Here is a 15,604-nt window from a genome sequence, read left to right as displayed (position 1 = left end):
GCCGATCCGCCCGGAGCGGGGACGGCTCCGGCCCCTCACCGCCCGCCCTGCTCCTGCTGCCTGCGCCAGCGGATGCCGGCGTCGATGAAGCCGTCGATATCGCCGTCGAACACGGCGTCGGGGCTGCCGACCTCGTAGCCGGTGCGCAGATCCTTGACCATCTGGTAGGGGTTGAGGACGTAGGAGCGCATCTGGTCGCCCCAGGACGCCTTGACGTCCCCGGCCAGCTCCTTCTTCCTGGCGTCCTCCTCCTGCTGCTTGAGCAGCAGCAGGCGCGACTGGAGCACGCGCATGGCGGCGGCGCGGTTCTGGATCTGGGACTTCTCGTCCTGCATGGACACCACCAGTCCCGTGGGGATATGGGTGATGCGCACGGCGGAGTCGGTCGTGTTGACGCTCTGCCCGCCCGGCCCGGAGGAGCGGAAGACGTCGACGCGGATGTCCGTCTCGGGCACGTCGATGTGGTCGGTGGACTCGATGAGCGGGATGACCTCGACGGCGGCGAAGGAGGTCTGGCGGCGCCCCTGGTTGTCGAAGGGGCTGATGCGCACCAGGCGGTGGGTGCCGCCCTCGACGCTCAGGGTCCCGTAGGCGTAGGGGGCGTGGACCTCGAAGGTCACGGACTTGAGCCCCGCCTCCTCGGCGTAGGAGGTGTTGAGGACCTTGACGGGGTAGCCGTGGCGCTCGGCCCAGCGGGTGTACATGCGCAGCAGCGTCTCGGCGAAGTCGGCCGCGTCCACGCCGCCCGCGCCCGAGCGGATGGTGACGACGGCGTCGCGCTGGTCGTACTCCCCGCTCAGCAGGGTGCGGATCTCCAGCTCGGACAGGTCCTTGGAGATGGCGGCGAGGTCGGCGGCGGCCTCGGCGAGCAGGTCGTCGGCGTCCTGCCCGGACTCCTCCCCGGCCATCTCGACCATGGCCTCCAGGTCGTCGATGCGCGAGCCCATCTCCTGCACGCGCCCCAGCTCGGCCTGGGCGTGGGACAGGTCGGAGGTGACGGCCTGGGCGGCCTCGGGGTCGTCCCACAGGTCGGGGGCGGCGGCGGCCTCGGACAGCTCCGCGATGCGCGCGCGCAGCGCCTCGGGGTCCGTCACCGCGGCGATGGAGGCGTAGGTGTGTCGGAGTCGTTCGATCTCGGCGGAGAAGTCGGTGGCCACGCGGCGAGTCTACGCCAGGGCGGCCCCGCGCCCGCGCCGACCGGCCCGTTCGCCCCGGTCGGCGCGGCGGCGGCCGGCCCGCCCTCAGCCGAGCCCGAGGGCGGCGGCCCGGATGAGGAGCTCGTCGAGGACGGCGCGCGTGGCGGGCCCGGGGTCGGAGCGGGTCCGTCGGTGGCGCACGACGATCTGGCGGGCGCCCAGCCCCGGCAGCCGGGCCAGGCTCACGCCGTCGGGCACCCGCCCGGAGACGACGGCGAGCTCGGGCAGAAGGGCGTGGCCCTGGCCGAGGCTGACCATGGCCAGGACGACGTCGTAGTCGTAGGCGACGTGGCGCGTGCTCAGGGGCGTGCCCAGCCGTCGCGAGAGCCTGTCGAGCGCGTAGGCGCCCGCGGTGGAGGGGTCGAGGGCGATCCAGGTGACGCGCGCCAGGTCGGACAGCGTCTGGGGCGCGGCCTGCCCGGGCGGCACGACGACGAGCCAGGACTCGTCCAGGACGGGCACGTCCGCCATGGGGCGCGGCGGGTCGGTCGGGGTGCGCTCGTCGCGCTCGAGGAGGACCAGGTCGAGCTCGCCGCGCCGCAGCCGGGCCAGGCCGCTGCGCTCCTCGGTCTCCTCGATGGTCATCACCACGCCGGGCATGGTCCGCTCGACGACCGTGAGCAGCGGGAGCAGCAGGGCGCGGATGGCGGTGAAGAAGGAGCCGATGCGCACGTGCCCGGCGGGGGCGGACTCGTCGAGCTCGGCGAGCTCGCGCTGGGCCGAGGCGAGCTCGGCCTCGATGCGCTCGGCCGTCCCGGCGAGCACCCGTCCGGCGTCGGTGAGCACGGCCCCGGTGGGCTCGCGGTCGAGCACGCGCACGCCCGCCTCCCTCTCCAGCAGCTTGATCTGCTGGCTGACGGCCGAGGGGGTCAGGTGCTGAGCGTCCGCGGCGGCGACGATGCCCCCGGCCCGATGGACGGCGAGCAGGACGGACAGGCGCGACGGCGTTATCCTCATGTGACTATCGTTTCAGTTCTTCTACAGTCCGGCTACAGTTTCCTGCGATTGAACTTCACCTACCGGAGGGACAGTATTCCCTTCCGTGAACGATGTGCTCCCCGTCCTCATCTCCATCGGCGGCTGGATCGGCGCCGCCGAGTTCCTGCTGGCCTACGCCCTGGTCTCCAAGGGGCGCATCGCCGGCGACTCGCTGAGGTACCAGGCGCTCAACCTGTCCGCCTCCGCGCTGCTGCTCATCAACTGCGCCCGCACCGGCGCCTGGCCCAGCGCCATCGCCAACGTCTTCTTCATCATCGTCGGCGTCAACGTCCTGCTGACCGTCAAGCGCGCCCGCATCGCCCAGCTGGCCCGGCGCCGCGGCGCGGGGGTGCGCTCCCGCCTGCACCGCTCCCGCCTGCACCGCGGCCGGCGCTCCCGCCTGAGCGCGGCCTGACCCGCCCCGTCCCGCCGTCGCCGCTGAGCCGGCGGGACGGCGCGCCCGCCCCCGGGCCGGGCGCGGGACGGCCTCACGGCGAGACGACCGCCCGCGCCGAGCCGGCCGCCCGGATGGTGAACCCCCGGGCGGGGATGACGCCCCACGGCAGGAAGGGCGGGCGCGAGCGGGCGCTGAGGGTGACGACGACGGTGGCGGAGTCCACGATCTCGACGCCGGCGACCTCCACGCCCTCCAGGCCGCCGGCGGCGGGCTGGCGGCCCAGGTCCGCCTGCGCCGCCGCGCGCGCCCCGGCTTCGGTCAGACCGGGCGGGGCCCCGCCGCCCGCCCCGCCGTAGTAGCCGTCCGGCTCCGCCGCATCGGCGGCCGCCGCCGCGGCGGAGTCCGCCAGGGCCGTGAGCCGCTTGAGATCGAGGTGGATCGCCGTCGCCGAGGCGACGACGAGCACGAGGGCCAGGACGACGGCGACCAGGCCGACGCCCAGCAGGAGCGTCCGGCCCTCCTCCCGCGCCGCGGCGGCGCGCGCCCGCGCGATCATCGCCGCGGCCCCCGCGCGCCGGCGGGGGTGACGGCGCGCTCGCTGTGGACGACGACGGCCTCGCCGACCAGGCCCTCCAGCAGGGGCGGCGACACCCCCGCCTCCACGCGCAGCACGACCCCTCCCCCGCAGCCGGGCTCGGCGCACTCCACACTCAGGCACTGCGCCGGATCGGCGTCGATCCCCTGGTCGCCCAGGGCCAGTCCGACGGCGGCGCGCGCGTGCGCCAGGGCCCCGGGCCCGGCGTCGACCGCCAGGACGCGGGCCGCGGCGTCGGCGGCGGAGGCCACGGCGAAGGAGGCCGCCTGGACCTGGGCGAGGGCGACGATGAGGTAGAGCACGGGCACGACCACGCCGACCGTCCAGCCGATGAACTCGACGGTCGCGCTGCCCTCCTCCGCCCCGCGCGAGCGGGGGCCGGGCGCGCTCATCCCCGCCCCGCCCCGGGCGGGTCGGCCAGGGCCGCCTCGTCGACGGCGTGGCCGGTGACCACCAGCCCCCCGCCGGGCCCCAGGAGACCGAGCACCGGCAGCCGGGCGGCCACGCGCACCTCCACCACCGCCAGGCCCCCGGCGCGGGTGCGCCGGACCTCGACGGCCTGGACGCAGTCCTCGCTCAGCGCCGCGCCGGCCAGGGCCCGCACCCGCGCCTCGGCCTCCGCCGTCGTGCCCCCGACCAGCGCCGCGCGCCGGGCCCCCTCCCCGGCGGCGTCGATCAGGACGTTGCGCACGTGCAGGCCCAGGGCGAGTTGGAGCAGGCCCAGGGCCACGGCCACGACGAGCGCGCCGACCAGGGCGAAGTCGACCACGGCCGAGCCCTCCTCGCCCGCCCCCGCGCCCCGGATCCGCGCGCCCCGGGCCGCGGGCGGGTCAGATCGCACCGGTGACCTTGGCGATGGCGTCGAGGAAGACCTGGGTCAGGGCCGGACCGGCCACGGCCCACAGGGCCACGACGAGGCCGGCGGTCATGAGCGTCACGAGCACCCAGCCGGGCACGTCCCCGCGCTCGGCGGCCAGGGCCGCCGCCGGGCGGCGGCGCGCATGCGGGCGCGGGCGGAGGCGCGCGAGGCGCGGATGGCGCGGGCGGTGCGGGTGGGCGCGGCGCTCGCGGCGGGCGGGGGATATGGCGTTCACGGCGTTCTCCTTGTCGTGGCCGGGTCGATTGCGGACGGGGGATGACGGGGGTTGCGGGCGGAGCGGCCTCACAGGCCTATCCGCAGGACGAACAGGCCCGGGAAGAGGGCGAAGACGACGGTGATGGGCAGGACGAGGAAGATGACGGGGACCATCTGGGCGATCTCCCGCCTGCCGCCCTCCTCCATGAGCTCGCGGCGGGCGGCCTCGCGGGAGTCGGCCGCCTGGGAGCGCAGGACGTCGGCCAGGGGCGTGCCCCTCTCCAGGGCGATCGCGATCGCCTCGGACAGGCGCGCCACCCGGGGCGAGGCGACCCGCTGCTCCAGATGCACCAGGGCGGTGGTCAGCACGGTGCCGGCGCGCACCTCGGCCAGGGCCAGCGACAGCTCGTCGACCAGCGCGCCGCGCCCCAGGGCCACGACCCGCTCAATGGCGGCGACCGGCCCCTGGCCCGCGCCCACCACCAGCGCGAGGAGCTCGACGACGTCGGGCAGCTGCGCCTCGATGCGGGCCCGGCGCCGCTCGACCTCCCGGCTGAGCCACCAGTCGCGCCCCGCCGCCCCGGCCAGGGCCGCCAGCAGCGAGGCCGCGATGAGGGCCGGGGCGTTGACCGGGCGCACGAGCGCCAGGAGCATGCCGCCGCCCAGGGTCGCCACCAGGCCCGCGCCCGCCCAGACCAGCTGCTGGAGGCGCAGCTCCTCGTACCCCAGCGCCCCGCCGGCGCGCTCCAGCCGCCGTCTGACCGACGCGGCCGAGGAGCCGCCCCGCTCCAGGACCCGGGCGGCGCGGACCAGGGCGCGGACCAGGGCGGCGAGGACCGTGCGGGAGTCCTCCGGCGGGGCGGCCGCGCGCAGCAGGCCCGAGGTCCGCGCGCGCCGGTGGACGTAGGGCGCCAGCCGGTGCGCGAGCCCGATGCGGCCCCGCCGCAGGGCGGACAGGGCCAGGAGGATCCCGACGGCGGCCAGGAGCCCCGCGCCCGCCCCGATCGGTTGCGCGCTCATCGCAGCACCCGCTCTTCCTCGGGCAGCCGCCCCAGGCGCAGCATGAGGCGGTAGGCGATCGCGGAGACCAGGGCGCCGACCAGCAGGACCAGGCCGCCGGCGGTGGTGGCGTAGGCCTGCGCCGCCTGCGGGCGCGTGGACAGCAGGGCGAGCACGAGCCAGGGGGCGCACACGGCGACCCGGGCGCCGTTGACGGTCCAGGACTGGCGGGCCCGCAGCTCGCCGCGGGTGCGCAGGTCCTCGCGCAGCATGCGCGACAGGGCCCGCAGCAGGGCGCCCAGCTCCGCCCCGCCGACCTCCTGGGCCAGGCGCAGCGCCTCGATGATCCGGTCGGCGACGGGGTCGGCGAAGCGGTCCTTGAGGCGGTCCAGGCTCACGCCGAAGCGGGCCGTGGCGGCGTAGTCGGCGGCGAAGGCGGCGAAGGGGGCGCGCACCGCCTCCGGCCCCCGCTCGGCCAGGGCGCCCAGCGCCTCGGGCAGGCTCATGCCGGCGCGGACGCCGGACACGAGGGTGTCGACCGCCTCCGGCCACGCCTCGCGCAGGCGGGTGCGCCGCGCCCGGGCGCGCGAGGACAGCAGGAGGTAGGGCAGCCCCGTGGCCAGGACGCCGAAGGCGACGGCGATGGTCCAGGCCCTGGACACGCCCAGGAAGACGAGGGCGACGACGAGCCCGAGGACCGCGGTGCCGGTCAGGAAGGCCGCCGGGCTGGTCCCCCCGGCGCCCGCCTGGACGAGCAGGTCGCCCAGGCGCCGCGAGCGCTCCGAGCGCCACTGCGGCGGCGGGGTGGTCAGGGCCAGTCGGACCAGGACCAGGCCCAGGCCGGCGAGCAGCCCGGCGACGGCGCCCATCAGGACCGCCTCCCGCCGACGACCACCGGGCGGGGTCCGGGCGCGGCGCCGGCCCCGGTCAGCAGCGCGGCCAGGTCGTGGCCGGCGCGGGCGTAGCGCTCGGGGCAGCCGGGCGCCCCGGGGCCGCGCACGAGGCGTCCGCTCCGGTCGCGGTCGAAGACCCGGGCGAGCTCGACGACGCCGCCCTCGACCCGGCCGGACAGGGCGGCGATCTCGCGCACCCGGCGGCGCCCCTCGGGGTCGAGGCCGAGGTGGACGACCAGGTCCAGGACGCCCGCCACGGTGGGCACCACGAAGTCCGCCGAGACGTTCTGCCCGGCCAGGAGCGGCAGGGTGCAGGCCTTGATGACGGCCTCCCGGGCGGAGTTGGCGTGGATGGTGGACATGGAGGGCAGCCCCGAGTTCATGGCGATGAGCAGGTCGAGGGCCTCGGCCTCCCGGACCTCGCCGATGAGCAGGCGGTCCGGGCGCATGCGCAGCGACTCCTTGACCAGCCGCCTGAGCGTGACCTCCCCGACGCCCTCGATGCTGGGCGCGCGCGTCTGCATGGCCACGCAGTCGCGGTTGCGCAGGGCCAGCTCGAAGACCTCCTCGCAGGTGATGATCCGCTGGCCCGCGGGGATGGCGCCGCACAGGGCCCGCAGCATGGTGGTCTTGCCGGACTGGGTGGCGCCCGAGACGAGGATGTTGAGCCCGGCCTGGACGGAGGCGTCGAGGAAGGCCGCGGCGGCGGGGGTCAGCGAGCCCATGCGGACCAGGTCGGCGGTGCGCGCCGCGCGGGAGGAGTGCTTGCGGATGTTGACGGCCCAGTGCCCGGAGGTGATGGGCGGGATGACCACGTGGAGCCTCTCCCCGCCGGGGAGCTGGGCGTCGACGAAGGGGCTGGACAGGTCCAGGCGCCGGCCCGAGGCGCGCAGCATCCGCTCGACGAGGATCCGCAGGTGCTCGTCCTCCAGGATCGTCGTGGTCAGCTCGGGGCGGCCGGAGCGGGCCACGAAGACGCGGCCCGGGGAGTTGACCCAGATCTCCTCGATGGACTCGTCGTCGAGGTAGGGCTGGAGGGGGCCCATGCCGGCCAGGGCGTCGACGGCGGCGGCCTGGGCGCCGGCCGGGTCGGGCAGGGGCGGGACGAGTCCGGCGTCGGCCCGGCGGACGTAGTCGGCCCCGGCCTGGGCCGCGAGGTCCTCCAGGGCCTCGGTCTGGGTGAGGGGGTCGAGGCCGCGCCGGCGCACGAGCTCGCGTATCTCCGTGTGGAGCAGCGTGGCAGCATCCATGGGCGGAAGACCTCGTGGGAGTGAGGGGCCGGTCGACCCGGGGCGGGGCGCCTGGGCGCCGTGGGGACATGGCGGCCCCGCGCACCGCTGCGCGGGATCGCGCCTCTACCCTAGGCGACGGCGCCGCCCCGGACCAGGGGGTCGGCCGATCCTGTGGATAACTCGGGGCCGCGCGCCGGGCGGCGGGCCCCGACGCACCGAATGGAGCGGAAAAGTGTCCTCTTGCGCCCGCGGTCGCCTACGGTTGGGCCATGCCGAGCTCCCCGTCCGACCCGAACCAGACCGTCGACGAGTCCGCCGCGCCCTCCGGCGGCGAGGATACCGGGGCGGGGCGGGAGCGGACGGCCGCCGTGCACGAGCTGCGCCGCGACCCCTCCCCGCTGGCCCTGGCCGCCCTGGCCGCCGTCGCCGTGCCCGGCCTGGACCCGGTGCGCCTGACCCTGCCCCAGGAGGAGTCGCCCGCCCTGCGCGTCGTCGGCGTCATCGACACCCAGGGCCGCCACTGGGAGGTGCTCCAGGCCCGCACCGATGAGGAGTGGGACCTGCTGGAGTCGGAGGCGGGGGTCCTGCGGCGCATCGGCCGGGCCGTGGACGACGGGCGCGCCTCCTTCGACGTGGCGCGCCCGGCGGGGTCGCTGCACCAGGACGGGGTGCGCATCCAGGTCCGCTCCCACGTGGAGGGCAGGCCCGTGGACGCCGCCGCCCTCCACCCGGGCCCGGGGCTGTCGGCGGGGCTGGGGCGCGCCCTGGGCGAGCTCCACGAGCTGAGCACCTCGGTCATCTCCGAGGCCGGCATGCCGGTCTACGACGCCGACGACGTGCGCGACCGCTGGCTGGCGGTGCTCGACGACGCCGCCGCCACCGGCAAGGTGCCCTCCGCCCTGCTCTCGCGCTGGGAGCAGGCCCTGGAGGACACCGCGCTGTGGCGCTTCAAGCCCACCGTCGTGCACGGCGACCTGGCCGAGGAGAACATACTGACGGCCGGCGGCGCCGTGGTGGCCGTGCGCGGGCTGAACCAGGCGCACGTGGGCGACCCGGCCGAGGACATGGCCTGGATCTACTCCACCGCCCCGGTGGACTGCCTGGAGTCCATCGAGTCCGCCTACGACACGGCCCGCTCCGAGGGGGTCGACAAGCACCTGCGTGACCGGGCCGAGCTGGTCAGCGAGATGAGCCTGGCCCGCTGGCTCCTGCACGGCATCGGCTCCGGCCGTCAGGAGGTCATCGACGACGCCGTGTCCATGCTGGCCGACCTGGCCGAGCAGGTGGGCCGGGAGCCCCTGGTCGCGCCGCACTCCCCGCGCCTGGCGCCGGTGCCCGGCGAGCGCAGGCGCAGCGGGCCCCGCGCCGTGACCCGCGAGGTGGACATGATGCCGGTGGAGGACGAGGACGACGATCCCTTCCCGGTCCCGCCGCCCTTCCCCTTCCCGCTGCGCCTGGCGCCGCGCCCGATCGACTCGCCCGACGGGGCCTGAGGGCCGCGCGGGCGCCCGCGGGTCAATCCCCCTCCACCCGCAGGGACGCCTCGATCTCGTCCAGGGCCAGCAGGTCCGCGGCCCCGAGCTCGTCGACGAGCCCGCCGGGGCGGTTGACGTAGACGTAGGCGGCCCGCACCGACTCGGTCCCCACGCCCCGGTGGGCGGCCAGGGCGTGGACGTAGACGCTCAGCTGGTCGACGGGCGCCCGCTGCCACCCGGTCTTCCAGTCCACGACGAGCCAGGTGCCGTCCGGCCCCCGGAACACCGCGTCCAGGCGGCAGCGCAGGGTCGTGGCCTCCAGGGCCAGCTCGAGCTCGGTCTCGGTGTCCTCCAGGACGTGGTCCTGGAGCAGGGGCAGCTCGCAGGCCGTCTTCAGCCAGCGCTCGAGGGTGCGCCGCCCGGCGGGGTCGAGGGTGTCGGGCACGCCCGCCTGGGCCAGGGTCAGCAGCTGGCCGCGGGCCGCCAGGCGCAGGGCGACGGCGTCGTGGAAGACGGTGCCCAGGCGCCCGGCCGGGCTGGGCTCGGGCGGCAGGGGGCGGCGCAGGTCGAGGGCGAAGGCCCCGCGGTCGGCGCGCAGGTCGTCGACCCTGGTGGCGGGCAGGTGGTCGGGCAGGCGCACCGACGGCGTCCGCCCGCGGCCGCGCGAGCGCTCGGCCAGCAGCAGCCGCGCGTCGGCCTCCCACTGGTCGGCGACGGGGTCCGCGCCCGCCGGCCCGCCCCCGAGCCCGGCCCCGGCGGCCCGGGCCGCCGCGACCTGGGCGGCGGCCCGGCGGCGCGCCCGGCGGCGGACCCCCTGCACGCCGTCGGGCTCGGGCGGCGGCCAGGTCCCGGTCGCGCCGGAGGCGACCAGGGGGTTGGGCAGGTCCTCGTCGTAGTCCTGCAGGCCCGGCCCGTAGGCGTCCACCAGGTCCCGGCGCACGAGCTCGGCCAGGAAGCGGGACATGGGGCGCGGCGCCGTCGCCCGCCCGGTCAGGTGGGAGCCGGTCAGGAGCAGGTCGTGGCGGGCGCGGGTGAGGGCGACGTAGGCCAGCCTGCGCTCCTCGGCCAGAGCGAAGCGGCCCAGCGCCAGGGTGTACTCCTCCCAGGCGTCCTTGATGGCCGGGGCCTCGAGTCCGGCCGCGGCGCGCGCGAGCGGGGCGAAGGGCGGCAGGGTCCGGGCGTCGGCCCGCAGGGGGTGGGGCAGCTCCTGCGCGTCGGTCATCCACCCCCTGTCCGCCACGGCGAGGTCCTCGCGCGCCCGGACGCGGTAGAAGGGGAAGACCTGCTCGACCAGGCCGGCGACGGCGACCGCGTCCCACTCCAGCCCCTTGGCGGCGTGGACGGTCAGCAGCTGGACCGCCCCCGGCTCGGGCTCGACGCGGGGGGCCTCCATGCCGTTCTCCCGCTCCTCGGCGGCGTCGAGCCACGCCAGGAAGCCGGCCGGGCCGGGGCGGTCCGTCTGCGCGGCGAACTGCTCGGCGACCTGCCGGAAGCGGTCCAGGGCCCGCCGCCCCAGGGGGTTGCCGACCCGGGCGGCGACCTCGATGTCCAGGCCGAGGGCCTGCTCGGTCAGGACCACCAGGTCGGGCAGGGGCAGGGCCAGGCCGGCGCGCACCCGCCGCAGGGCGCGGGCCAGGCGGACGGCGGCGCGGGCGCCGGCGCCGCTGAGCCCCGGGGCGCCGGGCGGCGCGGACCGGTCGCCGGCGTCCGCCCGGCGCGCCAGGGCCTCGATGGCCTCGGACAGCAGCGGCGCCTCCCGCTCGGCGTCCTCATCGGTCTCACCGGCCCGGCCGGCCCCGGCGGCCCCATCAGCGCCGTCGGCCCGACCGCCCCCGGCCCGGCCGTCGTCCCGGCGGCGCGGGGCGCGGACCTGGTCGCGGGCCAGCGCCGCCAGGGCGGCGAGGTCGGCGGCGCCCAGGCCCTGGCCGGTGAGCAGGCGCATGAGCCGCTCGCCGCGCTCGGGGTCGGCCGCCACCGTCAGGGCGGCGCGGACGTCGGCGACCTCCGGCACGTCGAGCATGCCGCCCAGCCCGATCACCTCGTAGGGCACGCCCCGCTCCTCCAGGGCCTCGGCGATGGGGGCGATCTGGGCGCGGGTGCGGCACAGGACCGCCATCTGGGCGTCCGGGCCCCACCGCTCCTCCATGAAGGCGGCGATGGTGCGCGCCTCCTGGAGCGGGTCCTGCACGAAGGCGCCGACGACGCGCCCCTCCTGCGGGCCGTCCCCGGGGCGCTCGCGCAGCTCCTCGACGGGGATGCGGACCGCCTCGGGGTCCCCGGGCCGGGCCTCGCGGCGGCGCAGCGGCGAGGAGATGACGTTGGCGGCCCGCAGGATCGCCCGGTCGTTGCGCCAGGCGGTGGACAGCGGCAGGACCGGGGACCCGGCGGCGCCGTCGGGGTTGAAGCGCTCGTGGAAGGCGTCCAGGGCCCCGGCGCTGGCGCCCCGCCAGCCGTAGATCGCCTGGTTGGGGTCGCCGACGGCGGTGACCCCGCTCCCGGCGAAAAGCGCGGACAGCAGGCGGATCTGGGCCACGGAGGTGTCCTGGAACTCGTCGAGCAGGACGGCCCGGTGGCGCTCGCGCAGCTGCCGGGCGACCTCGGGCGCCTCCTCGGCGATCCGGCAGCCCAGGGCGATCTGGTCGCCGAAGTCGAGCAGGGCGTGGCGCCGCTTGTAGTCCCGGTAGGCGGCCACCGCCTCCAGCATGCCCAGGCGGTTGCCCAGCGCCTCGGGCACGCCCCGCACCAGGGCCCTGCACCCGCGCACGGACGCGACGCCCTCCATGAGGGCGACGAGCTCGTCGAGGCGCTCGGCGGCCTCGTCCACGGTCAGCAGGTTCTCGCTCAGGGCCCCCTCCATCGCCAGCAGGACCGAGGCGGCGGCGCCGGGGCGGTCCACCGGCAGGGGCGCGGTGCGCTCCTCGACGATCCGCACGGCGATCTGCCAGGCGCGCGCCCCGGTGATGAGAGTGGAGTCCGGGTCGACGCCTATGCGCAGGCCGTGCTCGCGCACGAGCGAGCCGGCGAAGGCGTTGTAGGTGGCGATGGCGGCCCCGGCCTCCTCGTCGAGGCGGACCAGGCCGGAGCCGGCCAGGCGGGCCAGGCGCGCCGCCACCCGCTGGTCCAGCTCGGCGGTGGCCCTGCGGGTGAAGGTCAGGCCCAGGACCTGGTCGGGGCGCACCTCGCCGCGCACGACGAGGTGGACCACGCGCTGGCTCATGGTGGCGGTCTTGCCGCTGCCGGCCCCGGCCACGACGAGCAGGGGGGTCAGCGGGTGGGCGATGATGCGCGCCTGCTCGGGCGTGGGGGGCGGCACGCCGAGGATCTCGGCCAGGGCCCGGGGGCCGGGGGGCGGGGCGGCGCTCATGCGACGACCCTGCGGCCCTCGGGCCGGATCGGGCAGGAGTCCCTGACGGGGCAGGTGCGGCACTGCTCGCTGGCGCGGGCCGCCAGCACGGGGCCCGTGGCCGCCAGCGCCGCCTCGCGCAGCATGTCGCGGGCCCAGTCCTGCCCGGTGTCCGGATCGGGGCTGGGGGCCAGGGCGGCCCCGGCCGGCGCCATGACGGGGGCGCCCCGGTTCTTCTTGGGCGGCTCCTTGCCCAGCAGGACCAGGGCGCCGCCGTCGACCTCGTAGCCCAGGGCCCGGAGGGCCAGGCGGTAGACGGCCAGCTGGGGGTGGCGGGCCGGGTCGGCGGGGACCCGCCGGCCGGTCTTGAAGTCGATCAGGCGCACCCGGCCGCACCCGGGCCCGGCTCCGGGATCCGCGCTCCCGGCCGGGCCGGGCGCGTCGAGGTGCTCGAGGCGGTCGATGCGCCCGGCGACCAGGACGGGCAGGGCCGGGCCCGCCCCGGCGGGGTCGGGCAGGTTCAGCGCGGCGCGCACGGGCAGCTCGACCCGGGCGACGGGCGGGGCCTGGCCCAGGTAGGCGTCCAGGCGCTCGACCATGGCGCGGGCGCGCCCGGCGCGCACCGACCCCAGCCACGTGTCCGGGTAGGCCAGCTCGGGCAGGCACTGCTCGAAGCGGGCCATGAGCCCGGCCCCGCGCAGACCGTCCCGCTGCGCCTCCTGGGCCAGGCGGTGGACGAGCTCGCCCAGGATCTGGGCGCCCGAGGTCGCCCCGCCCCCGCCGACGCGGGTGAGGAACCAGCGCAGCGGGCACAGCAGCAGGGCCTCGACGTCGGAGGGGCTCACCCGCACCCGCCGCCCCGGGGCCACCAGGGGCGCGTCCGAGGTGGGCCCCTGCCAGCCCGCCCAGGCGGCGGGGTCGGCCCCGGGCGCGCCGGCGTCGGCCAGGACCGCCAGGATCCGGGTCGCCCGGCGGGCGCGCTCGCGCTCCACGGGGCCGGCGGCCGGCAGGTTGCCGTCGAGCGCGGCGCGGCGCAGCCGGCCGACCAGCCCCCGCAGGGTCAGGTCGTCGACGTCGGGGGCGACGAGGGGGGCCCCGTCGACGTCGACGACGTCGGCGCCCGCGGCGCGGGCGATCTGGGTGAGGAAGGAGGAGGGTGCGCTGTCCTCGTCGGCGACGGCGGTGACCAGCAGGCGGCGGGTGGCGCGGGTCAGCGCCGCCAGGAGCATGCGGCGCTCGTCGGCGCGGACCTGGGCGCGCGCGGAGGCGGGGTCGGTCCGGGCCCGGGGCCGGCCGGCGGCGTCCAGGCCCAGGCGGTCCAGGACGGCCTCGACCAGCAGGCCCGAGCGCGTCATGGTGTCGCGCAGGCGCAGGTCGGGCCAGGCGTCGCGCCCCACCCCCATGACCGCCACGACCTCCCACTGGGAGCCGACGGCGCCGGCGGGGGTCAGCACGGCCACTCCCCCGGGCCGCGACCCGTGGGGGGCCACGGAGTCCGAGGGCAGGACCTCGGCGTCGAGCTCGGCCAGGAAGGCGGCGGCCCCGGCCCCCGGGTGGCGCTCGGCCCACACCTCGGCGCGCTTGAACAGGGCGGTGACCACGTCCAGGTCCCGTTCGGCGGCCTCGGCCAGGAGCGGCTCGGCGCCCGCGTCGGCCCCCAGGGCCGCGGCGCGCCACCGCCCGGCGCAGCCCGAGGCGTCCCACACCGCCCACAGCAGGGCCTCGGCGTCCACGCGCGCCGGGGGCTCCCCGCCGGGCTCCCCCCGGCAGACCCGGCGCGCCGCGCGCACGATCCCGGCCGCGCCCACCAGGCGCGCGGCCCGGTCGGCCAGGGGCTCGCCCGCCAGCTCCTCGGCCAGGGCCCCGGCCGCCTCGGGCGAGGCCAGGGCGGCCAGCAGGTTCTCGTCGGGGCCGCCCGGGGCGGGCCGGTCCCGGCGCAGTCGGCGGCGCAGCCGGCGCAGGTCCAGGGCGCTCAGGCCCACCAGGGGGCCGGTGAGCAGGTCGAGGGCGGCGGCGCGCTCGGGCGGCTCCCCCTGCGCCCCCAGGCGCCCGTCCAGCGCCGCCCGCGCCGCGGACAGGACGGCCCCGGCGGCGCTCTCGGCGCGCAGCAGCACCGCCGGCGTCGTCGTGGCCAGCGGCACGCCGCGGCGGCGCAGCTCGCGGGCCACGGCCCGGGCGCGGTCCGCCGAGCGCACGACGACGGCCATGGCGTCCCAGGCGGTGTCGTGGTGGACGTGCTCGCCGCGCAGCGTCCGGGCCACGTGCGCGGCCTCCTGGGCGGGGCCGGAGGCCACGAGGACCTCCACGCCGCCCGGCCGGGCATCGCCCGGGCCCGCACCGCCCCCGGCGCCGTCCGGCGCGCCCGGCGCCAGGCGGTGGGAGGCGGTGCCGGTCACCGGGATCCGCCCGGCCTGGTCGCGCCACACGGCCCGCAGGGCCGGGGTGCCGCGGTGGGAGGTGCGCAGGATGAGGCGCTCGGCGGCCAGGCCCGAGCGGTCCTCGGCCTCCACCAGCAGGCTCGGGCTGCCCCCGCGGAAGGTCTCGACGGCGAGGTCCGGGTCCCCCAGCACCACGACCTGGGCGCGCCGGCCGTCGGCGTCGGGGCGGGCGAGGGCCGCCAGGAGGCGGGCCGTGGCGGCGGTGCAGTCCTGGTAGTCGTCGACGACGACCAGGTCGGGCACGGGGCGGGCCCCGGTCACGCCCTGGGCCCCCCACGCCTCCAGGGCCTCCACGGCGCGGTCCTGGACGCGGGCGGTGTCCATCCGGCGGGTCTCGCCGCGGCGCTCGGCGGTGGGCCTGCCCTGGGCGTCCCAGGTGCGCAGGAGGGCGGAGGCCGGGCCCCACAGGGGCACGTCCAGCTCGCGCCCCAGGGCGGCCAGGGCCCCGGCCCCCACGCCCAGCTCCCCGGCGCGGGCCAGCAGGTTGCGCAGCTCGGTGCGGAAGGCCCGGGAGGCCACGGCCTCGGGCGGCAGCCCCGGCCACTGCTCGGGGCGGATGAGGGCCGCCAGCGCGGCGTCCTCCTCGGCGCCGGCCAGCAGGACCGGCGCGGGCAGCGGGTCGGGGCGGCGGGTGAGGAAGGCGGTGAGGACCGCGAAGGCGTAGCCGGCGGGGGTGCGCACCCTCACGGCGCCGTCGGCGGGGCCCGGCCGCGCCAGGCGCGCCGCGCGGGTGCGCAGGGCGTTGGCGCGGGCCCGGGTGGGCGCCAGGAGCAGGGCGTCGCGGCCCCGCCGGGCGGCGTCGAGCAGCAGGTGCAGCGCCAGGCAGGTCTTGCCGGTGCCGGGGGCCCCCAGGACCACGACGTCGGCGCCCGCCCCCACCCGCCCGATCACCTCCCGCCCCGAGGCGTCCGGGTCCGGGAGGGGCTCGGGCGCGACGGGGGGCAGGAGCCGCACCGGGGGGAGGCGTCCGTCGTCGTCCATGG

Annotated in this window: 13 protein-coding genes; 2 read left to right on the top strand and 11 right to left on the bottom strand. The window is 78.2% G+C overall.

Annotated elements, in window-relative coordinates; all coding sequences use genetic code 11:
- Positions 1-35: 35 nt before the first annotated feature.
- Both prfB and G446_RS0114090 read right to left on the bottom strand, forming a co-directional pair.
- Positions 36-1,157 carry a peptide chain release factor 2 gene (gene prfB / locus G446_RS0114095; protein ID WP_026410604.1) on the bottom strand — a complete coding sequence of 374 codons (1,122 nt, stop codon included), beginning with the start codon at positions 1,155-1,157 and terminating at the stop codon, positions 36-38.
- Between the two features lie 84 nt (positions 1,158-1,241).
- Positions 1,242-2,153 carry a LysR family transcriptional regulator gene (locus G446_RS0114090; protein ID WP_026410603.1) on the bottom strand — a complete coding sequence of 304 codons (912 nt, stop codon included), beginning with the start codon at positions 2,151-2,153 and terminating at the stop codon, positions 1,242-1,244.
- Positions 2,154-2,238: 85 nt separating this feature from the next.
- Between G446_RS0114090 and G446_RS0114085 the strand changes: the two genes are divergently transcribed.
- Positions 2,239-2,589, top strand: coding sequence for a CBU_0592 family membrane protein (locus tag G446_RS0114085; protein ID WP_026410602.1), 351 nt, complete (start codon positions 2,239-2,241; stop codon positions 2,587-2,589).
- Between the two features lie 73 nt (positions 2,590-2,662).
- Here G446_RS0114085 and G446_RS0114080 read toward each other — a convergent pair whose 3' ends face one another.
- The 7 genes from G446_RS0114080 to G446_RS0114050 all read right to left on the bottom strand — a co-directional run bounded on the left by G446_RS0114080 (position 2,663) and on the right by G446_RS0114050 (position 7,383).
- Entirely contained in the window at positions 2,663-3,127 is a 465-nt protein-coding gene (locus G446_RS0114080) for a hypothetical protein (RefSeq protein ID WP_026410601.1), read from the bottom strand.
- Positions 3,124-3,558, bottom strand: a complete 435-nt coding sequence (locus G446_RS0114075; protein WP_026410600.1) for a hypothetical protein — start codon at positions 3,556-3,558, stop codon at positions 3,124-3,126. The genes G446_RS0114080 and G446_RS0114075 overlap by 4 nt, the downstream gene beginning before the upstream one ends.
- Positions 3,555-4,007: a TadE/TadG family type IV pilus assembly protein gene (locus G446_RS18270; protein WP_245574729.1), complete on the bottom strand. Its 453-nt coding sequence runs from the start codon at positions 4,005-4,007 to the stop codon at positions 3,555-3,557. The genes G446_RS0114075 and G446_RS18270 overlap by 4 nt, the downstream gene beginning before the upstream one ends.
- Entirely contained in the window at positions 3,997-4,260 is a 264-nt protein-coding gene (locus G446_RS0114065) for a hypothetical protein (protein ID WP_156916707.1), read from the bottom strand. The genes G446_RS18270 and G446_RS0114065 overlap by 11 nt, the downstream gene beginning before the upstream one ends.
- Before the next feature lie 68 nt (positions 4,261-4,328).
- The gene (locus G446_RS0114060) at positions 4,329-5,261 is read right to left on the bottom strand and encodes a type II secretion system F family protein (RefSeq protein ID WP_026410598.1); all 933 of its coding nucleotides are present in this window, start codon (positions 5,259-5,261) and stop codon (positions 4,329-4,331) included.
- Positions 5,258-6,109, bottom strand: a complete 852-nt coding sequence (locus G446_RS0114055) for a type II secretion system F family protein (RefSeq protein WP_026410597.1) — start codon at positions 6,107-6,109, stop codon at positions 5,258-5,260. Before G446_RS0114055 ends, G446_RS0114060 begins: the two co-directional genes overlap by 4 nt.
- Positions 6,109-7,383 carry a TadA family conjugal transfer-associated ATPase gene (locus tag G446_RS0114050; protein ID WP_026410596.1) on the bottom strand — a complete coding sequence of 425 codons (1,275 nt, stop codon included), beginning with the start codon at positions 7,381-7,383 and terminating at the stop codon, positions 6,109-6,111. The genes G446_RS0114055 and G446_RS0114050 overlap by 1 nt, the downstream gene beginning before the upstream one ends.
- A gap of 251 nt (positions 7,384-7,634) precedes the next feature.
- Between G446_RS0114050 and G446_RS18265 the strand changes: the two genes are divergently transcribed.
- Positions 7,635-8,858 (top strand): phosphotransferase, encoded by a 1,224-nt coding sequence (locus tag G446_RS18265; protein WP_084779271.1) that lies wholly within the window; start codon positions 7,635-7,637, stop codon positions 8,856-8,858.
- Between the two features lie 22 nt (positions 8,859-8,880).
- Here the strand turns inward: G446_RS18265 and G446_RS0114040 are convergent, their stop codons facing one another.
- On the bottom strand, positions 8,881-12,204 hold the full coding sequence (locus G446_RS0114040) for an ATP-dependent helicase (protein ID WP_026410595.1): 3,324 nt from the start codon (positions 12,202-12,204) through the stop codon (positions 8,881-8,883).
- Entirely contained in the window at positions 12,201-15,602 is a 3,402-nt protein-coding gene (locus tag G446_RS0114035; protein WP_026410594.1) for a PD-(D/E)XK nuclease family protein, read from the bottom strand. The genes G446_RS0114040 and G446_RS0114035 overlap by 4 nt, the downstream gene beginning before the upstream one ends.
- Positions 15,603-15,604: the final 2 nt, after the last annotated feature.

This window comes from Actinomyces dentalis DSM 19115 (assembly GCF_000429225.1).
GTDB lineage: Bacteria > Actinomycetota > Actinomycetes > Actinomycetales > Actinomycetaceae > Actinomyces > Actinomyces dentalis.
The sequence above is the reverse complement of the archived record's forward strand: the minus strand, read 5'-3'. Positions and strand labels throughout refer to the sequence as shown.

Bases quoted from the DNA above. Each gene is read 5' to 3' on its own strand.
- G446_RS0114090 (WP_026410603.1), bottom strand. From the start codon at position 2,153: ATGAGGATAACGCCGTCGCGCCTGTCCGTCCTGCTCGCCGTCCATCGG.
- G446_RS0114080 (WP_026410601.1), bottom strand. From the start codon at position 3,127: ATGATCGCGCGGGCGCGCGCCGCCGCGGCGCGGGAGGAGGGCCGGACG.
- G446_RS0114075 (WP_026410600.1), bottom strand. From the start codon at position 3,558: ATGAGCGCGCCCGGCCCCCGCTCGCGCGGGGCGGAGGAGGGCAGCGCG.
- G446_RS0114060 (WP_026410598.1), bottom strand. From the start codon at position 5,261: ATGAGCGCGCAACCGATCGGGGCGGGCGCGGGGCTCCTGGCCGCCGTC.
- G446_RS0114055 (WP_026410597.1), bottom strand. From the start codon at position 6,109: ATGGGCGCCGTCGCCGGGCTGCTCGCCGGCCTGGGCCTGGTCCTGGTC.
- G446_RS0114050 (WP_026410596.1), bottom strand. From the start codon at position 7,383: ATGGATGCTGCCACGCTGCTCCACACGGAGATACGCGAGCTCGTGCGC.
- G446_RS18265 (WP_084779271.1), top strand. From the start codon at position 7,635: ATGCCGAGCTCCCCGTCCGACCCGAACCAGACCGTCGACGAGTCCGCC.
- G446_RS0114040 (WP_026410595.1), bottom strand. From the start codon at position 12,204: ATGAGCGCCGCCCCGCCCCCCGGCCCCCGGGCCCTGGCCGAGATCCTC.
- G446_RS0114035 (WP_026410594.1), bottom strand. From the start codon at position 15,602: ATGGACGACGACGGACGCCTCCCCCCGGTGCGGCTCCTGCCCCCCGTC.